The sequence below is a fragment of the Clostridioides sp. ES-W-0016-02 genome (genome assembly GCF_020641035.1).
In the GTDB taxonomy this organism is placed as follows: Bacteria; Bacillota; Clostridia; order Peptostreptococcales; family Peptostreptococcaceae; genus Clostridioides.
In genome coordinates this window covers 1,906,918-1,927,188 of the sequence record NZ_CP061361.1, presented here as the reverse complement: position 1 = coordinate 1,927,188, position 20,271 = coordinate 1,906,918, and the positions used below count along the sequence as shown (strand labels likewise).

The window sequence follows — 20,271 nt, the reverse complement described above, 5'->3', positions numbered from 1 at the left end:
TTCTTGCTATTGTCAAAAAAAATTAATCACTAATAATGATGGCAACCCGTAAAATTTGGATAATATATCATTACTCAAGGTTAGATAATGTATTTCTTATGTCCTTTTCTACTAATGACTTCATATTATCATTATAAATATTTATATCTGCATTACTTAATTCCGCTCTTATACGATGAATAAGTTGTTTCTTATACTTTATGATATTAGGTAATGACTGAATAAAATTTCTCGATACAGAAGGCTTTTTATCCACAATGTGACTTAGTATACTATCTATATTCATTTCAATTTTATTATCAGTATCCCACTTAGCATTTGCAACTATTAACAACAATCCTCTTGTACGAATATATGAACTTTCATTATTAATCATTTCTAGAAAATAATCAAAAAAACAGTATGTAATGTTTGATTTTTTACTTTCATTTTCTAGAAATAAAAAAGTTTTATATGCTTCAGTATGATTTTTTGAACATAATTCTTTAATAAGTAAATCAATATTTTCCAATATTTTCATCTCCTTTGTAACAAATATTTATTTAAGCTGAGTATAACATAACAAAAAATAAATAGAAATAATTGCGATACCTATATAAATATTATCTGTTAATCAAGCTGATTTACATCAATGCATGTTAATACTCAATTGTCATTTAAATTCTGTTAATAAGTAATATAATTTTTTTCTAAATTATACTAGCAAAAAGACGCTCCTTTCTGAGCGTCTTCATAATATAAAAATCTAATATTCTTTTAAAGTTCATTGCGTTTTATTTGTAACTAATAAGTTATATAATAAATAGACTTAATAAATATATTATATAACTTATATTTATTATAGTTCCTTTTTTAAAGTTTCTTTTAAAGTATCATATGCAAAATCCATTATCTCTCTACAAGCAACTAAATCTTTCTTTAAGTCTATACATAACTCTGAACCATACTCATTTCTTACTGTTGTTGTCAAATCTTTAGCATATGCTTTAGCTTTAGTACTTTCACCCTCATGGTTTCTACCTCTTACATATCCAATTATTATATTTGAGGCATTTACTGCACCACATAAACTAGCAACTCCACAACCTGAACCTAATCCACTACCTAAACAAACTGGTATATCTGTATTAAACTCTTCATTATATGCTTTTATAACTGACTCTGCACAATTAAACCCTTTTTCATGGTATTTTGATGCTATAACTTTATTGCACATTAAAACTCCCCCTTATCAATGTAAATTAAAAATCTCTTCTAACATAATTATATCAAATATTAACAAAAAAATCACTTTTAACCAATTTAACTATTTTCTTCTAAATCTAATAGTATTTTTTTTAAGTCAGAATGATTCCCCATATATCCACCAATATTATTTTTACCAACAACTCTGTGACAAGGTATTATTATTGGAATTTTGTTGCTTTTACTTGCTTGTCCAATTGCTCTAACAGACTTTGGATTATTTATATTTTTTGCTATTTCTGAGTATGAGAGTGTTTTTCCATAAGGTATTTTTAACATTTCTTCATAGACAGACTTTTGAAATTCAGTACCATCAACACGTATTTTCAAATCAAATGTTTTTCTTTTTCCATTAAAATAATCATCTATCTGATTTATTGCCTCTTTTAAATCTTCTTCACTTCTTTTTATATCTATTCCTTTTTTAATATATTCTTCTTTTAAATTATTAAATTTTTCATCTCCTATATCTAAACTAACTACAAAACCATCTTCACTCAATATGTACAAATTTCCTATTTTAGACTCATAAACATCATATACTAAATTCATATAACGTCCCCCCTTTTATATTAGTATACATATAATTTTTCAAGTAATAAAGAGTTACCCTAAAAAATAGAGTAACTCTTTTTATAATTGTTATACAATAGAAATTTATTTAGATAGCTATAAATTTTCAATATGTGAAACATTAATCTTCTATATTTTTAAAAGCTTTAGAAAGCATAAGTTTTATCCTGTTAAGCTGATTCACCTCGCTTGCAGAAGGGTCATAATCAATAGGAATTATATTTGCATTCTTATATAATCTTTTTAATTCTTTTATAGAACCTTTACCAATTATATGATTAGGTAAACATCCAAAAGGTTGCATACAAATGATATTTTCCACACCTTCATTCAACAATTCAACCATCTCACCTGTTAAAAGCCATCCTTCTCCAGTTTGATTTCCTAATGATACTACTGGTTCTGTATTTTTCGCAACTGTTTTTATATTTCCTGGAGCGTAAAATCTTTTACTTTTATCAAGTGCTTTTTTATATACTCTTTGGTATATACTTGTTATGTATATAAAGGCTTCTCCTATCATTCTACTTTTTCTACTTCCTTCTAAATGAGTGTGTTTATAAATAGTATTAAACGCACAACTTAAAAAGAAATTTGTAAGGTCTGGTACAACTGCTTCAGCACCTTCTCGCTCTAATATATTCACTAGATTATTGTTTGCAATTGGATGAAATTTAACTAATATTTCTCCAACTAAACCTACTTTAGGTTTTTTAATATCTAATATCTCTAGGTTATCAAACTCATTTACTATCTCTTTTATGTTTTTAGTAAATACAGAAATTTTAGCTTTGACTAGAGATTTTTTACATATATCAACCCATTTTTCATATAGAGTATTTGTACTTCCAATAACTTTCTCATATGGTCTCACTCTATAGAGTACTTTCATCAATAAATCTCCATATACAACAGACATAAAAAGTCTATTGATTAATTTTAGAGATACATTATCCATTATCCCACTATCTTCTATTCCATTTACACTAAGTGCAATAACTGGAACATCTTTAAACCCTGCATCATACATAGCTTTTCTTAAAAATCCAATATAATTTGTAGCTCTACAACCGCCACCAGTTTGAGTTATTGCAACAGATGTATTATTTAAATCATATTTTCCAGACTTTAATGCTGTTATTAATTGACCTACTACTATTATAGCTGGATAACAAGCATCATTATTTACATACCTCAAACCTTCCTCAATAACACTACTATCTGTATCTTTTAAAATTTCTATCTTATATCCACTCAGATTTACAGCTTCTTCAAGGAATTGAAAATGTATAGGTGACATTTGTGGTGCTAATATAGTATGTTTGTTCGTTATTTGATTATTCTTTGCATACTGTATTCTATCTACTTTCATATTTTTTACATCTATATTTTTACTTTCTCTCTCAAACATAGCTGCTTTTAAAGACCTCATTCTTATCTTTGCAGCTCCCAAATTATTACCTTCATCAATTTTTATAATAGTATATATTTTAGATTTTTCATTAAGTATTTCTTGAACTTGGTCTGTAGTTACTGCATCCAAACCACACCCAAATGAATTAAGTTGAACCAATTCTAAATAATTTTTATCTCTTACAAAACTAGCTGCTTTGTATAATCTTGAATGATAGACCCATTGGTCTACAACTCTAAGTGGTCTTTGCATATTTGCTAAGTGACATATAGAATCTTCAGTAAGTACTGCCATGTCTAAAGAATTTATAAGCTCTGGCATTCCATGATTTATTTCTGGATCTATATGATATGGTCTACCACATAATACAATTCCCTTTAAGTTTCTCTCTTTTATCTCCTTAAGTGCTCTTTCACCTGCTGCTTGCATCTCCATCTTAAATGAATTTTGTTCATCAGTCGCTTTATCAACTGCATGATTAATTTCTTCCTTAGTTATATTTATACCATTAAAACGTCTTGATAATTCCTCATGAAGTCTCTTTTTCAACTTTTCCTTATCATTTAGACTTATAAATGGATTTATGTAATTTATATTTTTGTTTCTTATATTTTCCACATTATTTTTTATTACTTCAGAATAGGATATTACGACAGGACAATTATAATAATTATCTGCACTTAAATCTTCTTTATTTTCATTGGTTACACTAGGATAAAATATATTCTTTATTCCTTTTGAAATTAAATTTTCTATATGACCATGAACTAATTTCCCAGGATAACACACTGTTTCAGAAGCAATGCTAGTTATACCAGTTTCATATAATTGTTTTGATGACCTATCTGAAAGTACAACTCTAAATCCCATATCATTGAAAAATGTAAACCAAAATGGATAATCTTCATACATATTTAATACTCTTGGTATTCCTATCTCTCCTTTTTTTGCTTTATCTTTTTCTAATGGTTTGTATTTAAAAATCCTATCATATTTATACTTAAATAGATTTATGGGGTTTTTCTTTTCTAAACCTATCTTTTTATCGCCATAAATAGCTTCTCCCTTCTCACATCTGTTTCCTGAAATAAAAATTTCATTATCAGAAAATTTGTTTATTGTAAGAAGACAATGATTTGAGCATCCTTTACATCTAATTACACTTGATTCTAATTTTATACTATTCAATTCTTCTTTAGATAATAAAGATGTTTGATATCCACTTTCATACTTCTCTCTAGCTATAAGAGCTGAACCAAAAGCACCCATAATTCCAGAAATATTAGGTCTAATTACATTTTTGCCAATTAACCTTTCAAAACTTCTAAGTACTAAATCATTGTAAAATGTTCCACCTTGTACAACAATATTATTTCCAATCTCATTTAAATCTCTGATTTTTATTACTTTAAATAAAGCATTCTTTATTACAGAATAAGATAAGCCTGCTGATATATCTCCAACACTTGCCCCTTCTTTTTGAGATTGTTTTACTCTCGAATTCATAAACACAGTACATCTTGAACCTAAATCGACAGGGCTTTGAGAATAGATACCTTCATGTGCAAATTCTTCGATTGTCATAGATAAAGAACTTGCAAATGTCTCTAAAAATGAACCACAACCTGATGAACAAGCTTCATTTAATATTATATTATCAATTACACCCTCTTTTATTTTTAAACACTTCATATCTTGACCACCAATATCAAGTATAAAGTCTACATCTTTATTAAAAAATTTAGCAGCTTTATAATGTGCTATAGTCTCTATTTCTCCATTATCTATTTTTAATGCTTTTTTAATAAGTCCCTCTCCATATCCAGTTACAGTTGAACTTAAGATTTTAACGTCTTTTGGTAATATATCATATATTTCATTTATGACCTTGATTGTTGTTTTTAGTGGATTCCCTTCATTACTATTATAGTAAGAATATACTAGATTCCCATCTTCATCAATAAGCGCAGCCTTAGTAGTAGTAGAACCTGCATCAATTCCTAGATAACAATTTTTCTTAATTGAATTTATATCTACATAATCTATTTTTTCTTTTTCATGTCTTCTTAAAAATTCTTCATACTCGTTTTTATCTTTGAATAAAGGTTCTAATAAATTTACTTCTCCATCTTCAATATTTTTTATATTGTCTAGTTTTTCTATTAGAGATTTAAGTTTTATACTATCTTCATTTACTGATAATAATCCTGCTCCAATAGCAATATAAAGCTGTGCATCTTCTGGGAAAATTACATTTTCATCTTTTAAATTTAGTACTCTTTTAAAAGCTTCTCTAAGTTCAGATAAAAAATACAATGGTCCACCTAAAAATGCAACATTGCCTTCTATTTTTCTTCCACAAGAAAGAACACTTACTGTTTGTACGACAACTGCATTAAAAATACTCATTGCTATATCAGTCTGCTTAGCTCCATCATTTATAAGAGGTTGAATATCTGTTTTAGCAAAAACACCACATCTTGAGGCTATTGGGTAAATAACATTGTAGCCTTTAGCTAATTCATTTAAACCACTAGCATCTGTCTTTAAAAGGGAAGCCATTTGGTCTATGAATGCTCCAGTGCCACCTGCACATATACCATTCATTCTTTGATCTATTCCTCCACTTAAATAGGTTATTTTTGCATCTTCTCCTCCAAGTTCTATAACAACATCAGTTTCCGGATGGAAATATTCTATTGATTTTGTACTAGATATAACTTCTTGGACAAATTTTACCCCAAGTTTTTTTGAGATTCCAATTCCTCCTGAACCAGTTATTATAATGGTTGCATTTATATCTCCCAATTTTTCGTATATTCCATTTAGTACTTCTTTAACTGATTTCTTCACATCAGAATAATGTCTTTTATATTCTTTATGAACTATATTGTTATTATTAAGTACCACAACCTTTACTGTTGTAGAACCTACATCAATTCCTATATGAAATAATTCATCCATTGTACCCCTCCATACTTATATGCTTTTTTAATTTTTGTAAGTTCTATGGCTTTATTTTAAGTAAGTTATTTTATAATTTTTATGATTAATATTTTTATTTTATGATTCTTTTATTAATCAAGCTTACTCTACTAGGTAATTTCTAATAATACCTTTAAATTTTAAATAAGAACATATAGTTAGTGTACTAAATTTTGTCATAAATTTCTACAGATTTTTGTTACTTTTTACATAAATATAACTTAACTCTAATACCAATTTAATGTTCGTATATTATAAAATATCTTCATTCAAAAAAAATGGTTGTCAGTACACAATTCCTTATTGCATATAGACAACCATTTTTTTGTATATTATTTTTATTTTAATTACTTCTATTTATCATATTTATGATACGAGCATAAATATAAAGTGAGCTGCTGCTCCTGCACATAAACCACCTATTGTATGAGAAAGAATTGCTTTTCCAGCTAATTGTCTAGCATTTAATGCATCCATCATACCAATATGTGTACTTAAATATCCACTCCAACACATACCCATTGCTGTAAATACTGCTATATCATTAGGAGTTATAGCTCCTGATTTTATAAATTCTGGAACTAAAGACATTGCTGCTCCAACAGCTCCTAATGAAGTTATAGGGAATGCTATTGCTTCTGGTGATGTAAATCCAAATAATGGCTCTAATATAAATCCAAGCTTATCCCCAAGAACTGGAAGTAATTTTATTCCTTCATATGCAGCTCCTGTATAAACCTCTTGACCTGTAGCAGGGTCTGTAGATGGTCCAAAAGTTAATAGCATAACTAATGTACATACTACTAGGACACCAGGGATTATAGCCATTCCCATATCTACACCCATCTTACCACCTTCAAGAATAGCATCTAGGCCTCTTTGGAACACATTTCCTTCTCTTATTTCTCTAAATTCAGCTTTTTTCTTTAATGTTCCTGCTGCTTTATCTTCTTCTGGATTATAGTTATAGAACTTCTTAGTAAATGTCAACATTATTCTAACACTTACAACACTACCTATTACTGCACCTAAGTTACCAATCAATGCTGGCAATACATATTCTGTACCTTGAGATATCATAAACGTTGTTAAGATAAGTCCCATACCAAAAGCTGTTCCTAAATTACATAGTGCTGGAACTTGATATTGTTTAAAATACTGTGTGAATGTTTTATCTTTAGCAAAAGGTATAATAGCTGGATTATCTGATAAATAAGTTGTTATAGCCCCTGCTATACTAGCACCAGGTAATCCGTATAAAGGCTTCATAAATATAGCGAAAATTTTATTAATTAATGCTATTACTCCAAACTCTGAAAGTAGTGCGCTTAATGCGCCTGCAAGAACTGCCATAGCCATAATTAAGAAAACTGTCTCTAATAGTAAAGCATGTGCTGTACTCATTATTACTTTAAACATCATTCCTGCGCCCATAATACTACCAACATAGCCAAATCCAACTATTAGTAATATTATGAAAACGAATGTCTCCATGCTTACTGCCTTAACCTGTCTCCTGTCTGTTAACTTCTCCATTTTGAATCATCCCTTCTTTTCTTTTGTTGTAAAGCTTAACAAAACCTTTTCTCTTTTTTAATTATACTTATAAATATTACTCTTTGCAACTTTATTTGTCATTTTTTTATCATAAATAAAATGAAAACCAGTATTCCAATAATAAAAATTTTTCAGATTTCTGCAAGTTTTCGACATATTATCTTTCATATATAAAATGATACAATTTCTTACTAAATAGATATAACCTCCTCTAACGACCTAATATCTAATAACAAGTTGTAACTTATAACTTTTATATTAATCAAAAAAGATTATGAAAAATTTTTTCCTTCAATATTTTTCATAATCTTTTTTTCTGTTTTTATAAATTTTTTTCAAAAATTTTTTTTTAGTTATGTATTATTTTAATTTTTCAGCTATATATTTTACTAAATCAACAGTTCTTGAGGAATATCCCCATTCATTGTCATACCATGAAACTACTTTGACCATATTATCCTCTATAACCATTGTGGACAGAGCATCTATGATAGATGATCTTGAATCGCCTCTATAATCTATAGAAACAAGTGGTTTGTCACAGTATCCTAAAACACCCTTTAATTCTCCTTCAGCAGCTTCTTTTAATACAGAATTCACTTGCTCAACTGTAACGTTTTCTTTAAGTTCACATACTAAATCAACAAGTGAAACTGTTGGTGTTGGCACTCTAAGTGAAAAACCATTTAATTTTCCTTCTAATTGTGGTAATACTCTTGACACAGCTTTTGCTGCTCCTGTAGTGGTAGGTATTATAGATTCAGCCGCTGCTCTCGCTCTTCTCAGGTCTTTGTGGCTCTTATCTAATATTCTTTGATCGTTAGTATATGAATGTACAGTAGTCATTAAACCTTTTACTATACCAAATTTTTCGTCCAATACTTTAGCAAATGGTGCTAGGCAATTTGTAGTACAAGATGCATTTGAGATTATATTATGCTTTTCATTATCATATTGTTCTTCATTAACTCCAACAACTATAGTTATATCTTCATTTTTTCCTGGAGCTGTTATTATTACTTTTTTTGCACCTGCTTTAATGTGTTTTTCTGCCTTTTCTCTTTGTGTAAATAATCCTGTTGATTCTATAACTATATCAACCCCTAACTCTTTCCATGGTAATTCTTCCGGGTCATTGTATCTCAGTATTTTTATTTCTTTAGAGTTTACTATTAGTGTATCTTCATCCTTTGCTTCTACCTCACCTCTAAAAGTTCCGTAACATGAATCATATGTAAATAAATGTGCCAAAGACTCTGTTGTTGCTCTTGCATTTATGGCTACAATTTCTATATTATCTCCTAATTCTTCTTGAGCTATTCTCAACACAGCTCTTCCTATTCTTCCAAATCCGTTCATTCCTACCTTAATTTTCATTATGAAATGTCTCCCTCCATTACTATGTTTTTACATGATTATTGTACACTAAATAATTCATTTGTTCAATACTTTTTCTAGATTAAATAATTAAATTCTGTGTTTTTTTATTGTCAAAAGACAATTAGTGTATCATTTTTATCTCTTTTAACCCTTATTTAGTATATACTTTTTAATATAAAGAGGCTGGAGGGACGTATTTTGCCCAATGTCCCTTGGGACATATTTCACCACCATTTTTTTGAATTTTTAAACTATATCTATATTTGAAAATACAATATGTATTAAAAGATTATCTCTCAATACAAAAACATCTAAAGATTACCTAAAAATAACCCTTAAATTTTTGTATTGATTACTTTACATCTTAAAAAATAAAACAAAAAAGAGATTATATCATTATATGAATAAAATAAATTTTTATACTTTACTCACTTACATAATACAATCTCTTTTTTGTATAATTATTCAAATAATTTAGTTCCTAAACTTACAAACATTTGTAAAATTAAAAATGCTTTTGTATCTATCTTATGATTACTCTGTAAAATTTCTTTTGCTTCATCTTGTGAAACTAAAATAACTTCAATATCTTCATCTGGTTCTAAGAATTCATCAGTTATATTACCATCGCATATACAGTAAACAAATGCAATCGATTCATCACTCATACCAGGAGATAGATATACTTTCTCATTACTCTTATTTTTTTGAATTTCTAAAAGAGTAAGCCCAGTTTCTTCTCTAAGTTCTCTTTCAACAGAAATATCTATAGATTCACCCTTATCGATAAGACCTGCTGGCAATTCGTATATATATCCATTAATGGGTACTCTAAATTGTTTTATTAAAATTAATTTTTTACTACTTTTATGAAGACCTACTATTGCAACTGCATCTGCACTATCTTCTTTATTTTCAAGATAAATACTTTTTAGTTGTTCACTGCTTTTTCTTGATGCTACCATCCATATCTTATCTTCATCTAGCTTATTTTTATACTCAATTTCAAAAAGTCCCATAAACTTACTTTCAACCAATGGATTTATATTCTTTATTATAGTTTTTTTCAAATTTACTACGACCTCTCTTTATTTAAATATCCTTAAGTAATTATAGACATAATACTTTAAAATAAGTATTGGATACAGTTTCTTATATCTCCATTTCTAAGTTATCTTTATCTATGAACCCTACTTTAATTTCACAATCAAATATTTCTTTTAATAATTTTGCTAACTCTTCTCTTGCACTCATTACTTGATCTAAATTTGCATTAGTAAAACCATCTATAGGGAAAAATATATTTTTTGAACTACTTGTAATTTTTCCTTCTTCACCTTGTCTCCATATCCATCTTCTAGTTTTTACCATATCTCCAACAGAATAAATTAATTCTCCTTCTTCCATCAACTCAACTTCAGTTTCTCCAAACGGAATAAATTTATCCCCTTTTTTTGAAAATCTAACAAATACATCATCATCTCTAAAATCCATATCATGTGCACCCATTGGAAGTAGATATTTTAAAGAAATAGAGTTTCCTAAGTCTACAATAGGATTTATATGTGGAAGCTTTTTATTTTTAGCAACTCTTGTTGTCATTGCTTCTATCGAACTCATAAATTTATTTGGATTCATCCCTAAACTTCTAAATGCTTCTCTATATGGTATAATTTCTTCTGCTTCTTTTACCTTTTTATCTTTAAAGTACTCTTCTACTCTGTCTATGCTTATATCTAAAAGATTATTTATTCTTTCAATTTCTTTAGTATTGTCTATTCCTTTTGCAACTACTACACCAAAACATACATTTTCTAATTTATCAAATACTTCTTTTTCTACTATGAATTTCATTTTGCCTTGTCCTCCTGTTATTTTACATTATTTTCTAAGTAAATTTTATCACTTTATGTCTTATAAATATACCCCCTATTTTAGCAATTGTTTAATTTTTTTAAATTTTCCAATTAATACAATATTAGTTCTTATGAAATATTTTATATATAGTAATTATAGATTAAGCTTTTAAAAAAAATATTCTTGCTTTATAATGTATAATATATTTTTATTATACGTCTTATGGAGGTAATATTGTGAAAAATTTGATTTCTATATATTTTATAATTATTAATATTATTGGTTTATCTTCAATGTATATTGATAAGAAAAAAGCAATAAAAAATAAATGGAGAATAAAAGAAACTACCCTTCTTGCCATAGCAATAATTGGAGGTAGCATCGGTTCTATCATTGGAATGTATTCTTTTAGACATAAAACTAAGCATATTAAATTTACACTTGGGATACCATTTATAATATTACTACAATTGTTATTATTCTATTTTTATATGCTTTAAAGTGATTTTTAAATATAATAATTCTATTTTTATTAATAATTTAAGGTGTATAAATTTTTTAATTTTATACACCTCTTATCTAGCAATTCATAAAAATCTAACCAATTAAATTAATGACCTTTATGTTTGGCTTTTCTTTTTTCTTGTTTCAAAGTAAAAAGTCTTTCTTTTTCTTCTTCTTTTCTAGACTTAGCTAGTATTTTTTTATCTTGTTTTCTTTCTTCATGTTGAAGCTTAAGAGCATTTTGCGCTTTAGTTCCTATAGTTTCTTTAGACTGTTCTTTTTTTACTTTTCTCTGCATCCTTTTGTATCCAATGTTGTCTTTAGATACATTTTTATCCAATTTGATACTTCCAAAATTTAATGAAAAGAACTTTTCAAGTATGAATTCATATACTTCTACATCCTTAGGTTCTGCTCCAAAAACTACCCTACACACCTCATATTTTTTACCATCTTGTCTTTCGAATATACCTATCCAAAACGGTTCTTCAAATAAGACTGTTAATTTTCCACTAACATTATCCATTGCTAGTTCCTCCTATTTATTTGCTTTATTTCTAAAGAATGGACAACCAAGGAGGCAGGTTACTGACAGCAATTGCTGCGTCTGGACTACCAACCAGACTGTGTTTTTATCTTCATCAGTTAAATATTAACTTTTTTATTTTAATTTGTCAATGTTGATATAAATTTATCTTCCTTACTATTGCTATTAACAACTTTAAATATTATCCATTATTTCTCCATGCATAAACAAAGCTGCTTCTCCAGAAATTTTTACATCATTATCTTTTAATAATTCACACTGAATAATGCCACCACGATTAGAAAGTTGTGATGCTATCATTTTATCTTTTCCCAACTTTTCAGCCCAATATGGTATAAGACTACAATGAGATGAACCTGTAACAGAATCTTCTGAGTCTAATTCTGGACAAAAATATCGAGATACAAAATCTGTATCAGTTCCTTGTGATGTAATTATAACACCTAGCCAACCTGTTAATTTACGTAAATCTTGATAATTAGGTGTATAGTCTATAACTTCTTGTTCATTACTTAGTAACAATATTAAATCTCTTGAAGAGTAGATAGCCACTGGTGTACAACCCAGTAAACTACGTTGTTGTACTGATAATTCAATTTCAATAGGTTCTCTGTTTGGAAATATCATTTCATATAGATTCCCATTTCGTGTAACTTCAAGAGTTCCACTTTGAGTAAAAAAACAAATTTTCTTAATATCTATATCAATAAAATTGGATATAACATAAGCTGCAGCTAAAGTTGCATGACCACATAAATCAATTTCTTCTTTAGGTGTAAACCATCGTAAGTCATAATTTCCATTATTTTTAACTACAAAAGCTGTTTCTGGAAGATTATTCTCTGTTGCTATTTTCTGCATTAATTCTAGTGATAACCTCTTTTCAAGAACACAAACACCAGCAGGATTTCCTTTAAATAATCTATTTGTAAATGAATCAACTACATAATATTTCATTATTCACACCTTCTTTCTAATTTAAAGTTAGGAATACATTCATATTATATTATCCCATATTTAAATAATCAAAACAAATTACTATTTCTTATGAATTTATATAATTCAATATCTTACTCTCGACAAGTATTTATTGAAATACAAAACTAGAATACTTCTTTATCAATATTTCAATAATATTTTCTTTTCTGATAAAATCTCTTCTATAAATCTCTTCTATACTAATTGTAGTGACTTTTCTTTAAACCACATTATGACAGTAATAATTGTTGCACATACATCTGCTACCAATTGAGTTGCAATAAGACCTTTCATCCCCCATAAATTTGTGAAGATCAACAGAAATGGAATGAACAGCAAACCTTGACGACATATACTTAGCATACCACCTTGTTTTGCCTTTCCAATTGCTAAAAAGTAATTTCCTATGACAATTTGAACCCCTAATGTCATAAATGAAATAGCATCAACAATTAAAGCAGTTCTTCCAATTTCCAATACTTTAACTGATTCTTGATTAAATATATAAATAAATTGCTTTGAAAATAAAATGCACAAAGTTCCAAACAATACATTTACAACAGTACTCCAATATATTGCTGTCTTAGTAGCTCTTTCAACTCTATCTATTTTTCCTGCACCATAGTTATATCCAATCAGAGGAGAATAACCTTTTAAAAAACCATATAAAGCATTTGATTCCAAAGACATAAGGCGATTAACAATTCCCATAGCTGCAATAGCAGCTTCTCCAAATGGTTTAGCAACAATATTAGTTAAACTCACTGCCCCACCAGTCAAAAATTGGAAGAAGCAAACTGGTAGACCGATTTTGAAAATCTCTGTGTAAATAGTACGCTTGATTTTAAAATAACTAAAAGAAATTTTCAAAAATGTATGCCCTTTTAAAATATAAAATCCATAAAATGAGGTAGAGACAAGTTGTGAAATTAATGTTGCAATAGCTGCACCAGAAACTCCCATATGACATCCAAATATTAAAACTGGGTCTAATATGAAGTTTGTTAATCCACCAAGCAACATAGCAGTCATACTAAATGAAGAACTCCCTTCTGCAACTATCATATTATTCATCATTATATTTAAAACATTGAATATAAGCCCCAAAATATATATCAAACCATATTCTCTTACATAATAAAGTGTGCTATCTGTTGCCCCTAAAATATTCATAAGAGGATTAAAAAATAATAGCATAATTGTAACCAAAACAGTGATTAAAAATATACCTGAAAAGAAAGCTATACTACTACAAGCCTTTACTTCCTCATATTCTTTTTTACCAAGAAGCCTTGAAATATAAGAACCTGCACCACTTCCAAAAAGCAATCCTATTCCAGTACCAACCATAGTTAATGGATATACTAAGGATACTGCAGCAGTTTGCAGTGTCCCCAAACGACCTACAAAGAAAGCATCAACAATATTATATAATGCTGATACTATCATCCCCATCATAGTAGGCATTCCTAATTTTAACAGTGATTTCCTTACATCTTCTTTTTCTAAAAGATAGATTCTTTTTTGATTTCCATTCATATCAATCATCCTTTCAAATGTTTTGTTTCAATACAGTATAGTTACTAAACATATTTTCAAAAATAATTGCTACCCTCTACGATAGCAATTTTTTCACACACAGCTATTACTTTTCTTCTAATTTTTTATCAATACTTTCTTCAAAAGCAGAAAAATAACTCAACATATACTCATAAAAAGGCTCTGGCATATCATCTAACAGTTTTAGTGATTCATCATTAGTTTGCTTATGATATTCTTGATGAGCTTTATAATTTTTCATTCCATCATCTGTAAGGCTCAAAACTACTTCTGTATCAGAATCAGGAGATACTTTTTTTACTACAGTTCCTTTATCTACTAGTTTATAAATCATCTGAGAAGCTGCTCCTTTTGTAATACCCAAAACATCTGCAAGAGATGTAATGTTTATTCCAGGATTATCACCAACAGCTGATATTGTATGAATTTCTGATTTTGATAATAGAATCTCTGTTCCATAAGTTCGCTTTTTATCTTCCCACTGATTGTATTTGTGAATAATACGTTCCATCAATGTAATTAGTTTAGAATAATCTCTCATACTTTCACCTCTATTTGTTTAGTTTCATTACTGTTTAGTTACTATACATATTATATCTTTACTTATCAATTGTCAAGTTTCTCTTTAAGAAATATCCAAGGATTTATTTTCATAATTGAATGAATCCTTATTTCTGAACCTCCATATAAAAAAGGAGTACTATTTTTTGTACTCCTTTTTTATAAATTTTATTTTTTATATAGATTAAGATTACTATATTATCTTAATCTTCCAAATTGTTAATTTGACTTAAAATTATAAATTGGTTTCAATATATTAATTATGTCAACTGTTTCTCTTATATTTTCTACAATCTCATCAATTGGCTTATACGCTTGAGGTGCTTCATCAATGGTTTTAATATTTACACTCGTTGTAAATACATTTTTCATAGAATCTTCATAATCTTTCATATTTATACTTCTTTTGGCTTCTCCTCTTGAAAGTATACGTCCTGCTCCATGAGGTGCAGAATTAACCCAATCTAAATTTCCTTTTCCTACTCCCAAGATAACACCATCTCTCATATTTATAGGAATCAATAACTTTCTTCCTTCATATGATGCTATAGCTCCTTTTCTTAGTATTCTGTTTTCAATTTCTATATAATTATGTATAGTTTGAAAATGGTCTAAATCATTGAACTTAAGACCTATACATTCTTCAATTATTCTTTTAGCCATTGTATTTCTGTTTAGTTCAGCATATTTTTGTATAATATCCATATCATGAAGATAATCTTCCATCAATTTTCCTTCTAAATAGCATAAATCTTTTGGTATTTTAGGGGTAAAATTATGTTCTTCTTTAAGCGTTATCAATGCATCCTGAATTTCTTCTTCTCTATTTTCCTTTTTGTACTGCTCAACAAGTCTTTTACTGTCTTCATCAAAGCTATTGCTAATTCTGACATAGTAATCATAAGCTTTTTTTTGGTAGTATTTTGCTACCCTATTGCCAAGATTTCTACTACCAGAGTGTATTATTAAATATTTATTTTTTTCACTATCTTCATTTAACTCAATAAAATGATTTCCCCCTCCAAGGCTTCCAATAGCTCGATTATATTCCTCTGTAGCTTTTCCTATACCTTTTATACAATATAATGATTCTATCTCTTTTTTATAGTTTGCTTTACTATATTTATTTATATTAAATCCATGAGGTATTTTTTTTCTTATAAAATCATCTATCTGTTTCAAATTCAAATCAACTTTACCCAGATTTACACATATAACCCCACACCCTATATCTACTCCAACAAGATTTGGGACTATTTTATCTTGTATTGTCATTACAGTACCTATTACACAGCCAGAACCTGCATGACAATCTGGCATTATTCTTATCTTAGATTTTGTTGTAAATTCCTGATTACATAATTCTATTATTTGACTTATTGTTGTACTATCTACATTATCTGTAAATATTTTTGCTTTATTGTATTTTCCTTGAATCTCTAGCACTAATACCACATCCTTCTAAACTATATATTAATTTTAATATCATATTCTGTTAAAAAAATATATTCAAATAAATTTTATATAAAAAATAATAACAAAAATATTGCTTTTATTTTTATATAATCAAATTTATAATGTATTAAAAATAACATAAAAATGTCCATCTTTCAATATATATACTTTTCTTATGTGATATCATTGTAGATTTCAAATTTTTATTCATTTAAATATATTCATTATTTTTTTACTATTTTTGTAAAACCAATCCCATAGTCATACTATCATCAGAATATGCTTCACCTTTGACATTATTAAAAATTTCAATAGATTTAAAGCCAATATCTTTAATTTCTCTAAAAAAACTCTCTTTTGAAAAGTATTTATTCCAAATATAAAATACATTTTCACTTCCTTCTGTTATAACAAGAGTTTGTTCTAATGTATTGTAATCACTATATTTGCAATTATCTTGTATACACATATATCTTTCACTACTCCAAAATCCTCCATTTTCATTTATTTCCCATGTTTTAACTTCTTTAAAATCATCGTATTTATTTATTGTAAATACATCTAATATCAACTTTCCTCCAGGTTTTAAACTCTTGTAAATATTCTCCATCAATAGACTTCTGTTTTTAGTTGATAAAGCTCCATAATCACAATAAATTAAAGTAGCTATATCAAATTCTTCACTGTAATTCATATTTAAATAACTTTGAAATAAATATGTTATATTTAGATTTTTCTTTTCATTTCTACTTTGTGCATAATTAATAGAACGTTTTGAAAAATCAATTCCAGTTACTTTATAACCTTTCTGTGCAAATCTTTCTGAGTATAATCCTGGACCACATCCTAAATCGATTAAATTTGGATACTTATCTGGAGATGCAACTTTAACTATCCAATCTACAGAATCATTAATAAAGTCTAGACTTCTACTTGCTCCTTCAAAATCAACATCTAAATGTGCTTTTAATAACTGTTTTGAGATATATTCATCATCCCAAAAATTAACTTTACTTTCCTTATAAAGTTCTGGTTTTTCTAAATACATGCATAATTTGTTTAACAAAACATACCACTCCTTAAAATTTATTTATAAAATAAAAAAACCACAGATTTTACTCTGTGGTTTAACTTCAAAAAGATGAGTTTAAATAAGAGTAAAATAGAATCAAATATTTTTAAGCACAACAATAAAACTATCGCTTTATTTTGTTTACTTATTAAATTTGATTTTATTTACTCTTTTCCAGCAATACTTACATCAACGATTTTATGATATCAAGTACCCCGAACAACATCATCCTTTCATATTTTTATTTTATAGATGTATTGTATACTTACTATCTCTATTTGTCAATAAATTTCAGTTTAAATAATTTATAATATTAAATTAAAAAGTACACTATTGTATCTAAAATTAATCAAAAAAAGACAACTGAATATCGCTTGAATGTTTTAATTTTTCTTTCATTACTTTGTCATAACTACTTGATAAAGAATACTTATTTCTAAGTTGATTGACCATTTTATAAAGTTGGTTTTTATACTCTTTATTAGCTGAACCTGTACTGTACAATACTGATAATTTATCAAATAAATTAGGAAATTCTTTTTTAATGAATTCAAAAAAAACACCTCTAGTTATACCTCTTAAATACAGAGTTCCAGGTAGCACATAGTGTACATTACTTTCTTTTGCATATCTAAATAATGAATTTATGTTATCAAAATTATCTGTAATATAAGGTATGATTGGCATAATATGAAGACCAACTGAAGCGTTAGTTTTTCTAAATTCTTTTAACATTTCAAATCTTCTCATTGAATCTACTCCATTTGGCTCAATGAGCTTTTGTGTCTTTTCATCTACAGTCGTAATTGTAGATGCTATGTTAATATATGTAATTCTAGATAATTTATCAACCAAATCATAATCTCTTAAAATTAAATCCGATTTTGTAGAAATAATTGCTGGGGTTTTATATTTGATTAATAGATTCAATATTTCTGGCATAATTTTATACTCAGCTTCTATAGGTTGATAACTATCTGTCACTCCACCTATATTAATTACTTCTCGCTTCCACTTATTGCTACTCAATTGTTTCTCAAGCATTTCTACTATATTTGTTTTTACATAGATATCTTCAAAATAATTATTAGAATTAATATACTTATGTGAATAGATAGCATAACAATATTTACATGCATGTTCACATCCACGATAAATATTTAAATCCCATTTATATGGAATACTTCTTTTTAGTTTATTGCAAGCAGTTTCACAATTTATTGGAATATATTTTACTTTATTATACAAACAATCACCTCTTTACATCTAATAATATCATAATATTAAATTATAGTAATTAAAGTAAGTTATTACCATGCCATAATTCATAGTCATCACCGTATTTACAAAGTAATATATCCCATTCATTCATGGATATTCCTCCACACACTGCTTTTTCTTCTAAATTATATAGACATTGCTTTAAATATATTTCATTATGCCAATCTCTATATAAATTTTCTAAATTTAGATTATATACTACAGATACATCCATTGAGAAATTGTTATTGTTCCATTTTAGCATTTCTATAAACTTAGTTTCATTAGGTCTATAAGCCCTTTTTACCATTTCATCATGTACAACTTTAGCATAAAACTTAAATTCATCAATACTATAATTTAATACTTTATTTACTAATAGATGATTTGGAGTACCTTTTTTCTCTATAGAACCTTTTATAGCGAATAGTTCTCTCCATTGACTTACTAATTGATTTTTTGGTAATACATCAATCAAATCTTTATGCCATAATCTCATAATCTAACTCCTCACTATAAAATATTATCTAAATTTAGTACTTAAATTACCTTATAGTTTTACACGTTCAATAATTTTATCTGTAAAAACTATGCCATCCAAATGGTCTATTTCATGACAAAGACATTTTGCCATAAGTCCTGAACCTTTAATTATTATTTTCTCACCATTCTCATTTAAAGCTTGAACTGTAACTTTTTTAGGTCTTTTTAATTTTCCCCATACATCAGGAAAACTTAAACAACCTTCAACAACAATTTGCTCTCCTTCTTCTTTAATAATTTCAGGATTGACAAGTTTAATAAGTCCCTCTCCTAAATCTATAACAACTAAACGTTTTAATATTCCCACTTGGCATCCAGCTAAACCCCCACCATTTGGTGTATTGTACATGGTTTCTGCCATATCGTTTAATAGGTCTCTTATCTTATTATCTACTTTTTCTACATTCTTACTCTTTTTTCTTAAAATTTCATCGTCAAAAGTTCTAATCTCTCTTAGAGCCATAATATTCCCCCCTACTTATCTGAGCTCTTGATTTTCTCTCACTTTGTTCAAATAAAAATATACTTTCTATTGGTTCATTAAAAACTCTTGAAATATCATATGCTAACCATATTGAAGGTTCATTTTTTCCAGTCTCTATAGCATTTATAGCCTGCCTAGATGTTCCAACTAATTCTCCTAGTTGTTCTTGTGTTAACCCCAATTTTTCTCTTAATACCTTGATTTTATTTTTCATATATACTCCATTCATGTAATGTTAACCTTACATTTAAACTGTAACATTTTCTAATTTTTATGTCAAGTCAACCTTACATTTA

At 27.7% G+C, this 20,271-nt stretch carries 19 protein-coding genes; 1 reads left to right on the top strand and 18 read right to left on the bottom strand.

What is annotated here, in order from left to right; translation table 11 throughout:
• Nucleotides 1–70: 70 nt before the first annotated feature.
• From IC758_RS09360 to IC758_RS09325, 8 genes are all read right to left on the bottom strand, one after another.
• Nucleotides 71–511, bottom strand: coding sequence for a SufBD protein (locus IC758_RS09360; protein WP_227435925.1), 441 nt, complete (start codon nucleotides 509–511; stop codon nucleotides 71–73).
• Between the two features lie 327 nt (nucleotides 512–838).
• Complete coding sequence (locus IC758_RS09355; protein WP_227435923.1) at nucleotides 839–1,216, bottom strand: C-GCAxxG-C-C family (seleno)protein; 378 nt, start codon at nucleotides 1,214–1,216, stop codon at nucleotides 839–841.
• Between the two features lie 86 nt (nucleotides 1,217–1,302).
• A complete protein-coding gene (locus IC758_RS09350) occupies nucleotides 1,303–1,797 on the bottom strand; it encodes a methylated-DNA--[protein]-cysteine S-methyltransferase (RefSeq protein WP_227435913.1) in 495 nt (164 codons plus the stop codon).
• 142 nt (nucleotides 1,798–1,939) lie between these two features.
• Nucleotides 1,940–6,196, bottom strand: coding sequence for a 2-hydroxyacyl-CoA dehydratase (locus IC758_RS09345; protein ID WP_227860925.1), 4,257 nt, complete (start codon nucleotides 6,194–6,196; stop codon nucleotides 1,940–1,942).
• A 387-nt stretch (nucleotides 6,197–6,583) separates the two neighbouring features.
• Nucleotides 6,584–7,753, bottom strand: coding sequence for a hypothetical protein (locus IC758_RS09340; RefSeq protein ID WP_227860924.1), 1,170 nt, complete (start codon nucleotides 7,751–7,753; stop codon nucleotides 6,584–6,586).
• 381 nt (nucleotides 7,754–8,134) lie between these two features.
• Nucleotides 8,135–9,151, bottom strand: a complete 1,017-nt coding sequence (gap, locus tag IC758_RS09335; RefSeq protein ID WP_227435901.1) for a type I glyceraldehyde-3-phosphate dehydrogenase — start codon at nucleotides 9,149–9,151, stop codon at nucleotides 8,135–8,137.
• A gap of 464 nt (nucleotides 9,152–9,615) precedes the next feature.
• Nucleotides 9,616–10,224: an NUDIX hydrolase gene (locus IC758_RS09330; protein WP_227823851.1), complete on the bottom strand. Its 609-nt coding sequence runs from the start codon at nucleotides 10,222–10,224 to the stop codon at nucleotides 9,616–9,618.
• 82 nt (nucleotides 10,225–10,306) lie between these two features.
• Complete coding sequence (locus IC758_RS09325; protein WP_227435897.1) at nucleotides 10,307–11,008, bottom strand: B3/4 domain-containing protein; 702 nt, start codon at nucleotides 11,006–11,008, stop codon at nucleotides 10,307–10,309.
• Nucleotides 11,009–11,247: 239 nt separating this feature from the next.
• Between IC758_RS09325 and IC758_RS09320 the strand changes: the two genes are divergently transcribed.
• On the top strand, nucleotides 11,248–11,511 hold the full coding sequence (locus tag IC758_RS09320; protein ID WP_255604585.1) for a DUF1294 domain-containing protein: 264 nt from the start codon (nucleotides 11,248–11,250) through the stop codon (nucleotides 11,509–11,511).
• A gap of 110 nt (nucleotides 11,512–11,621) precedes the next feature.
• Here the strand turns inward: IC758_RS09320 and IC758_RS09315 are convergent, their stop codons facing one another.
• The 10 genes from IC758_RS09315 to IC758_RS09270 all read right to left on the bottom strand — a co-directional run bounded on the left by IC758_RS09315 (nucleotide 11,622) and on the right by IC758_RS09270 (nucleotide 20,189).
• Nucleotides 11,622–12,041 (bottom strand): YjdF family protein, encoded by a 420-nt coding sequence (locus IC758_RS09315; protein WP_227483147.1) that lies wholly within the window; start codon nucleotides 12,039–12,041, stop codon nucleotides 11,622–11,624.
• A 195-nt stretch (nucleotides 12,042–12,236) separates the two neighbouring features.
• Nucleotides 12,237–13,019 carry a PhzF family phenazine biosynthesis protein gene (locus tag IC758_RS09310; protein WP_227483148.1) on the bottom strand — a complete coding sequence of 261 codons (783 nt, stop codon included), beginning with the start codon at nucleotides 13,017–13,019 and terminating at the stop codon, nucleotides 12,237–12,239.
• A gap of 216 nt (nucleotides 13,020–13,235) precedes the next feature.
• Nucleotides 13,236–14,579: an MATE family efflux transporter gene (locus tag IC758_RS09305; protein WP_227834427.1), complete on the bottom strand. Its 1,344-nt coding sequence runs from the start codon at nucleotides 14,577–14,579 to the stop codon at nucleotides 13,236–13,238.
• A 106-nt stretch (nucleotides 14,580–14,685) separates the two neighbouring features.
• Nucleotides 14,686–15,141, bottom strand: a complete 456-nt coding sequence (locus IC758_RS09300; RefSeq protein ID WP_227435888.1) for a MarR family winged helix-turn-helix transcriptional regulator — start codon at nucleotides 15,139–15,141, stop codon at nucleotides 14,686–14,688.
• 239 nt (nucleotides 15,142–15,380) lie between these two features.
• Nucleotides 15,381–16,607, bottom strand: coding sequence for an RtcB family protein (locus IC758_RS09295; RefSeq protein ID WP_227483150.1), 1,227 nt, complete (start codon nucleotides 16,605–16,607; stop codon nucleotides 15,381–15,383).
• Nucleotides 16,608–16,851: 244 nt separating this feature from the next.
• Nucleotides 16,852–17,682 (bottom strand): class I SAM-dependent methyltransferase, encoded by an 831-nt coding sequence (locus tag IC758_RS09290; RefSeq protein WP_227483151.1) that lies wholly within the window; start codon nucleotides 17,680–17,682, stop codon nucleotides 16,852–16,854.
• Between the two features lie 351 nt (nucleotides 17,683–18,033).
• On the bottom strand, nucleotides 18,034–18,936 hold the full coding sequence (locus IC758_RS09285; RefSeq protein WP_227834428.1) for an SPL family radical SAM protein: 903 nt from the start codon (nucleotides 18,934–18,936) through the stop codon (nucleotides 18,034–18,036).
• A gap of 49 nt (nucleotides 18,937–18,985) precedes the next feature.
• Nucleotides 18,986–19,447 carry a pyrimidine dimer DNA glycosylase/endonuclease V gene (locus IC758_RS09280; RefSeq protein ID WP_227435873.1) on the bottom strand — a complete coding sequence of 154 codons (462 nt, stop codon included), beginning with the start codon at nucleotides 19,445–19,447 and terminating at the stop codon, nucleotides 18,986–18,988.
• A 51-nt stretch (nucleotides 19,448–19,498) separates the two neighbouring features.
• Entirely contained in the window at nucleotides 19,499–19,954 is a 456-nt protein-coding gene (def, locus tag IC758_RS09275; RefSeq protein WP_227435871.1) for a peptide deformylase, read from the bottom strand.
• Nucleotides 19,935–20,189: a helix-turn-helix transcriptional regulator gene (locus IC758_RS09270; protein WP_227483153.1), complete on the bottom strand. Its 255-nt coding sequence runs from the start codon at nucleotides 20,187–20,189 to the stop codon at nucleotides 19,935–19,937. Before IC758_RS09270 ends, def begins: the two co-directional genes overlap by 20 nt.
• Nucleotides 20,190–20,271: the final 82 nt, after the last annotated feature.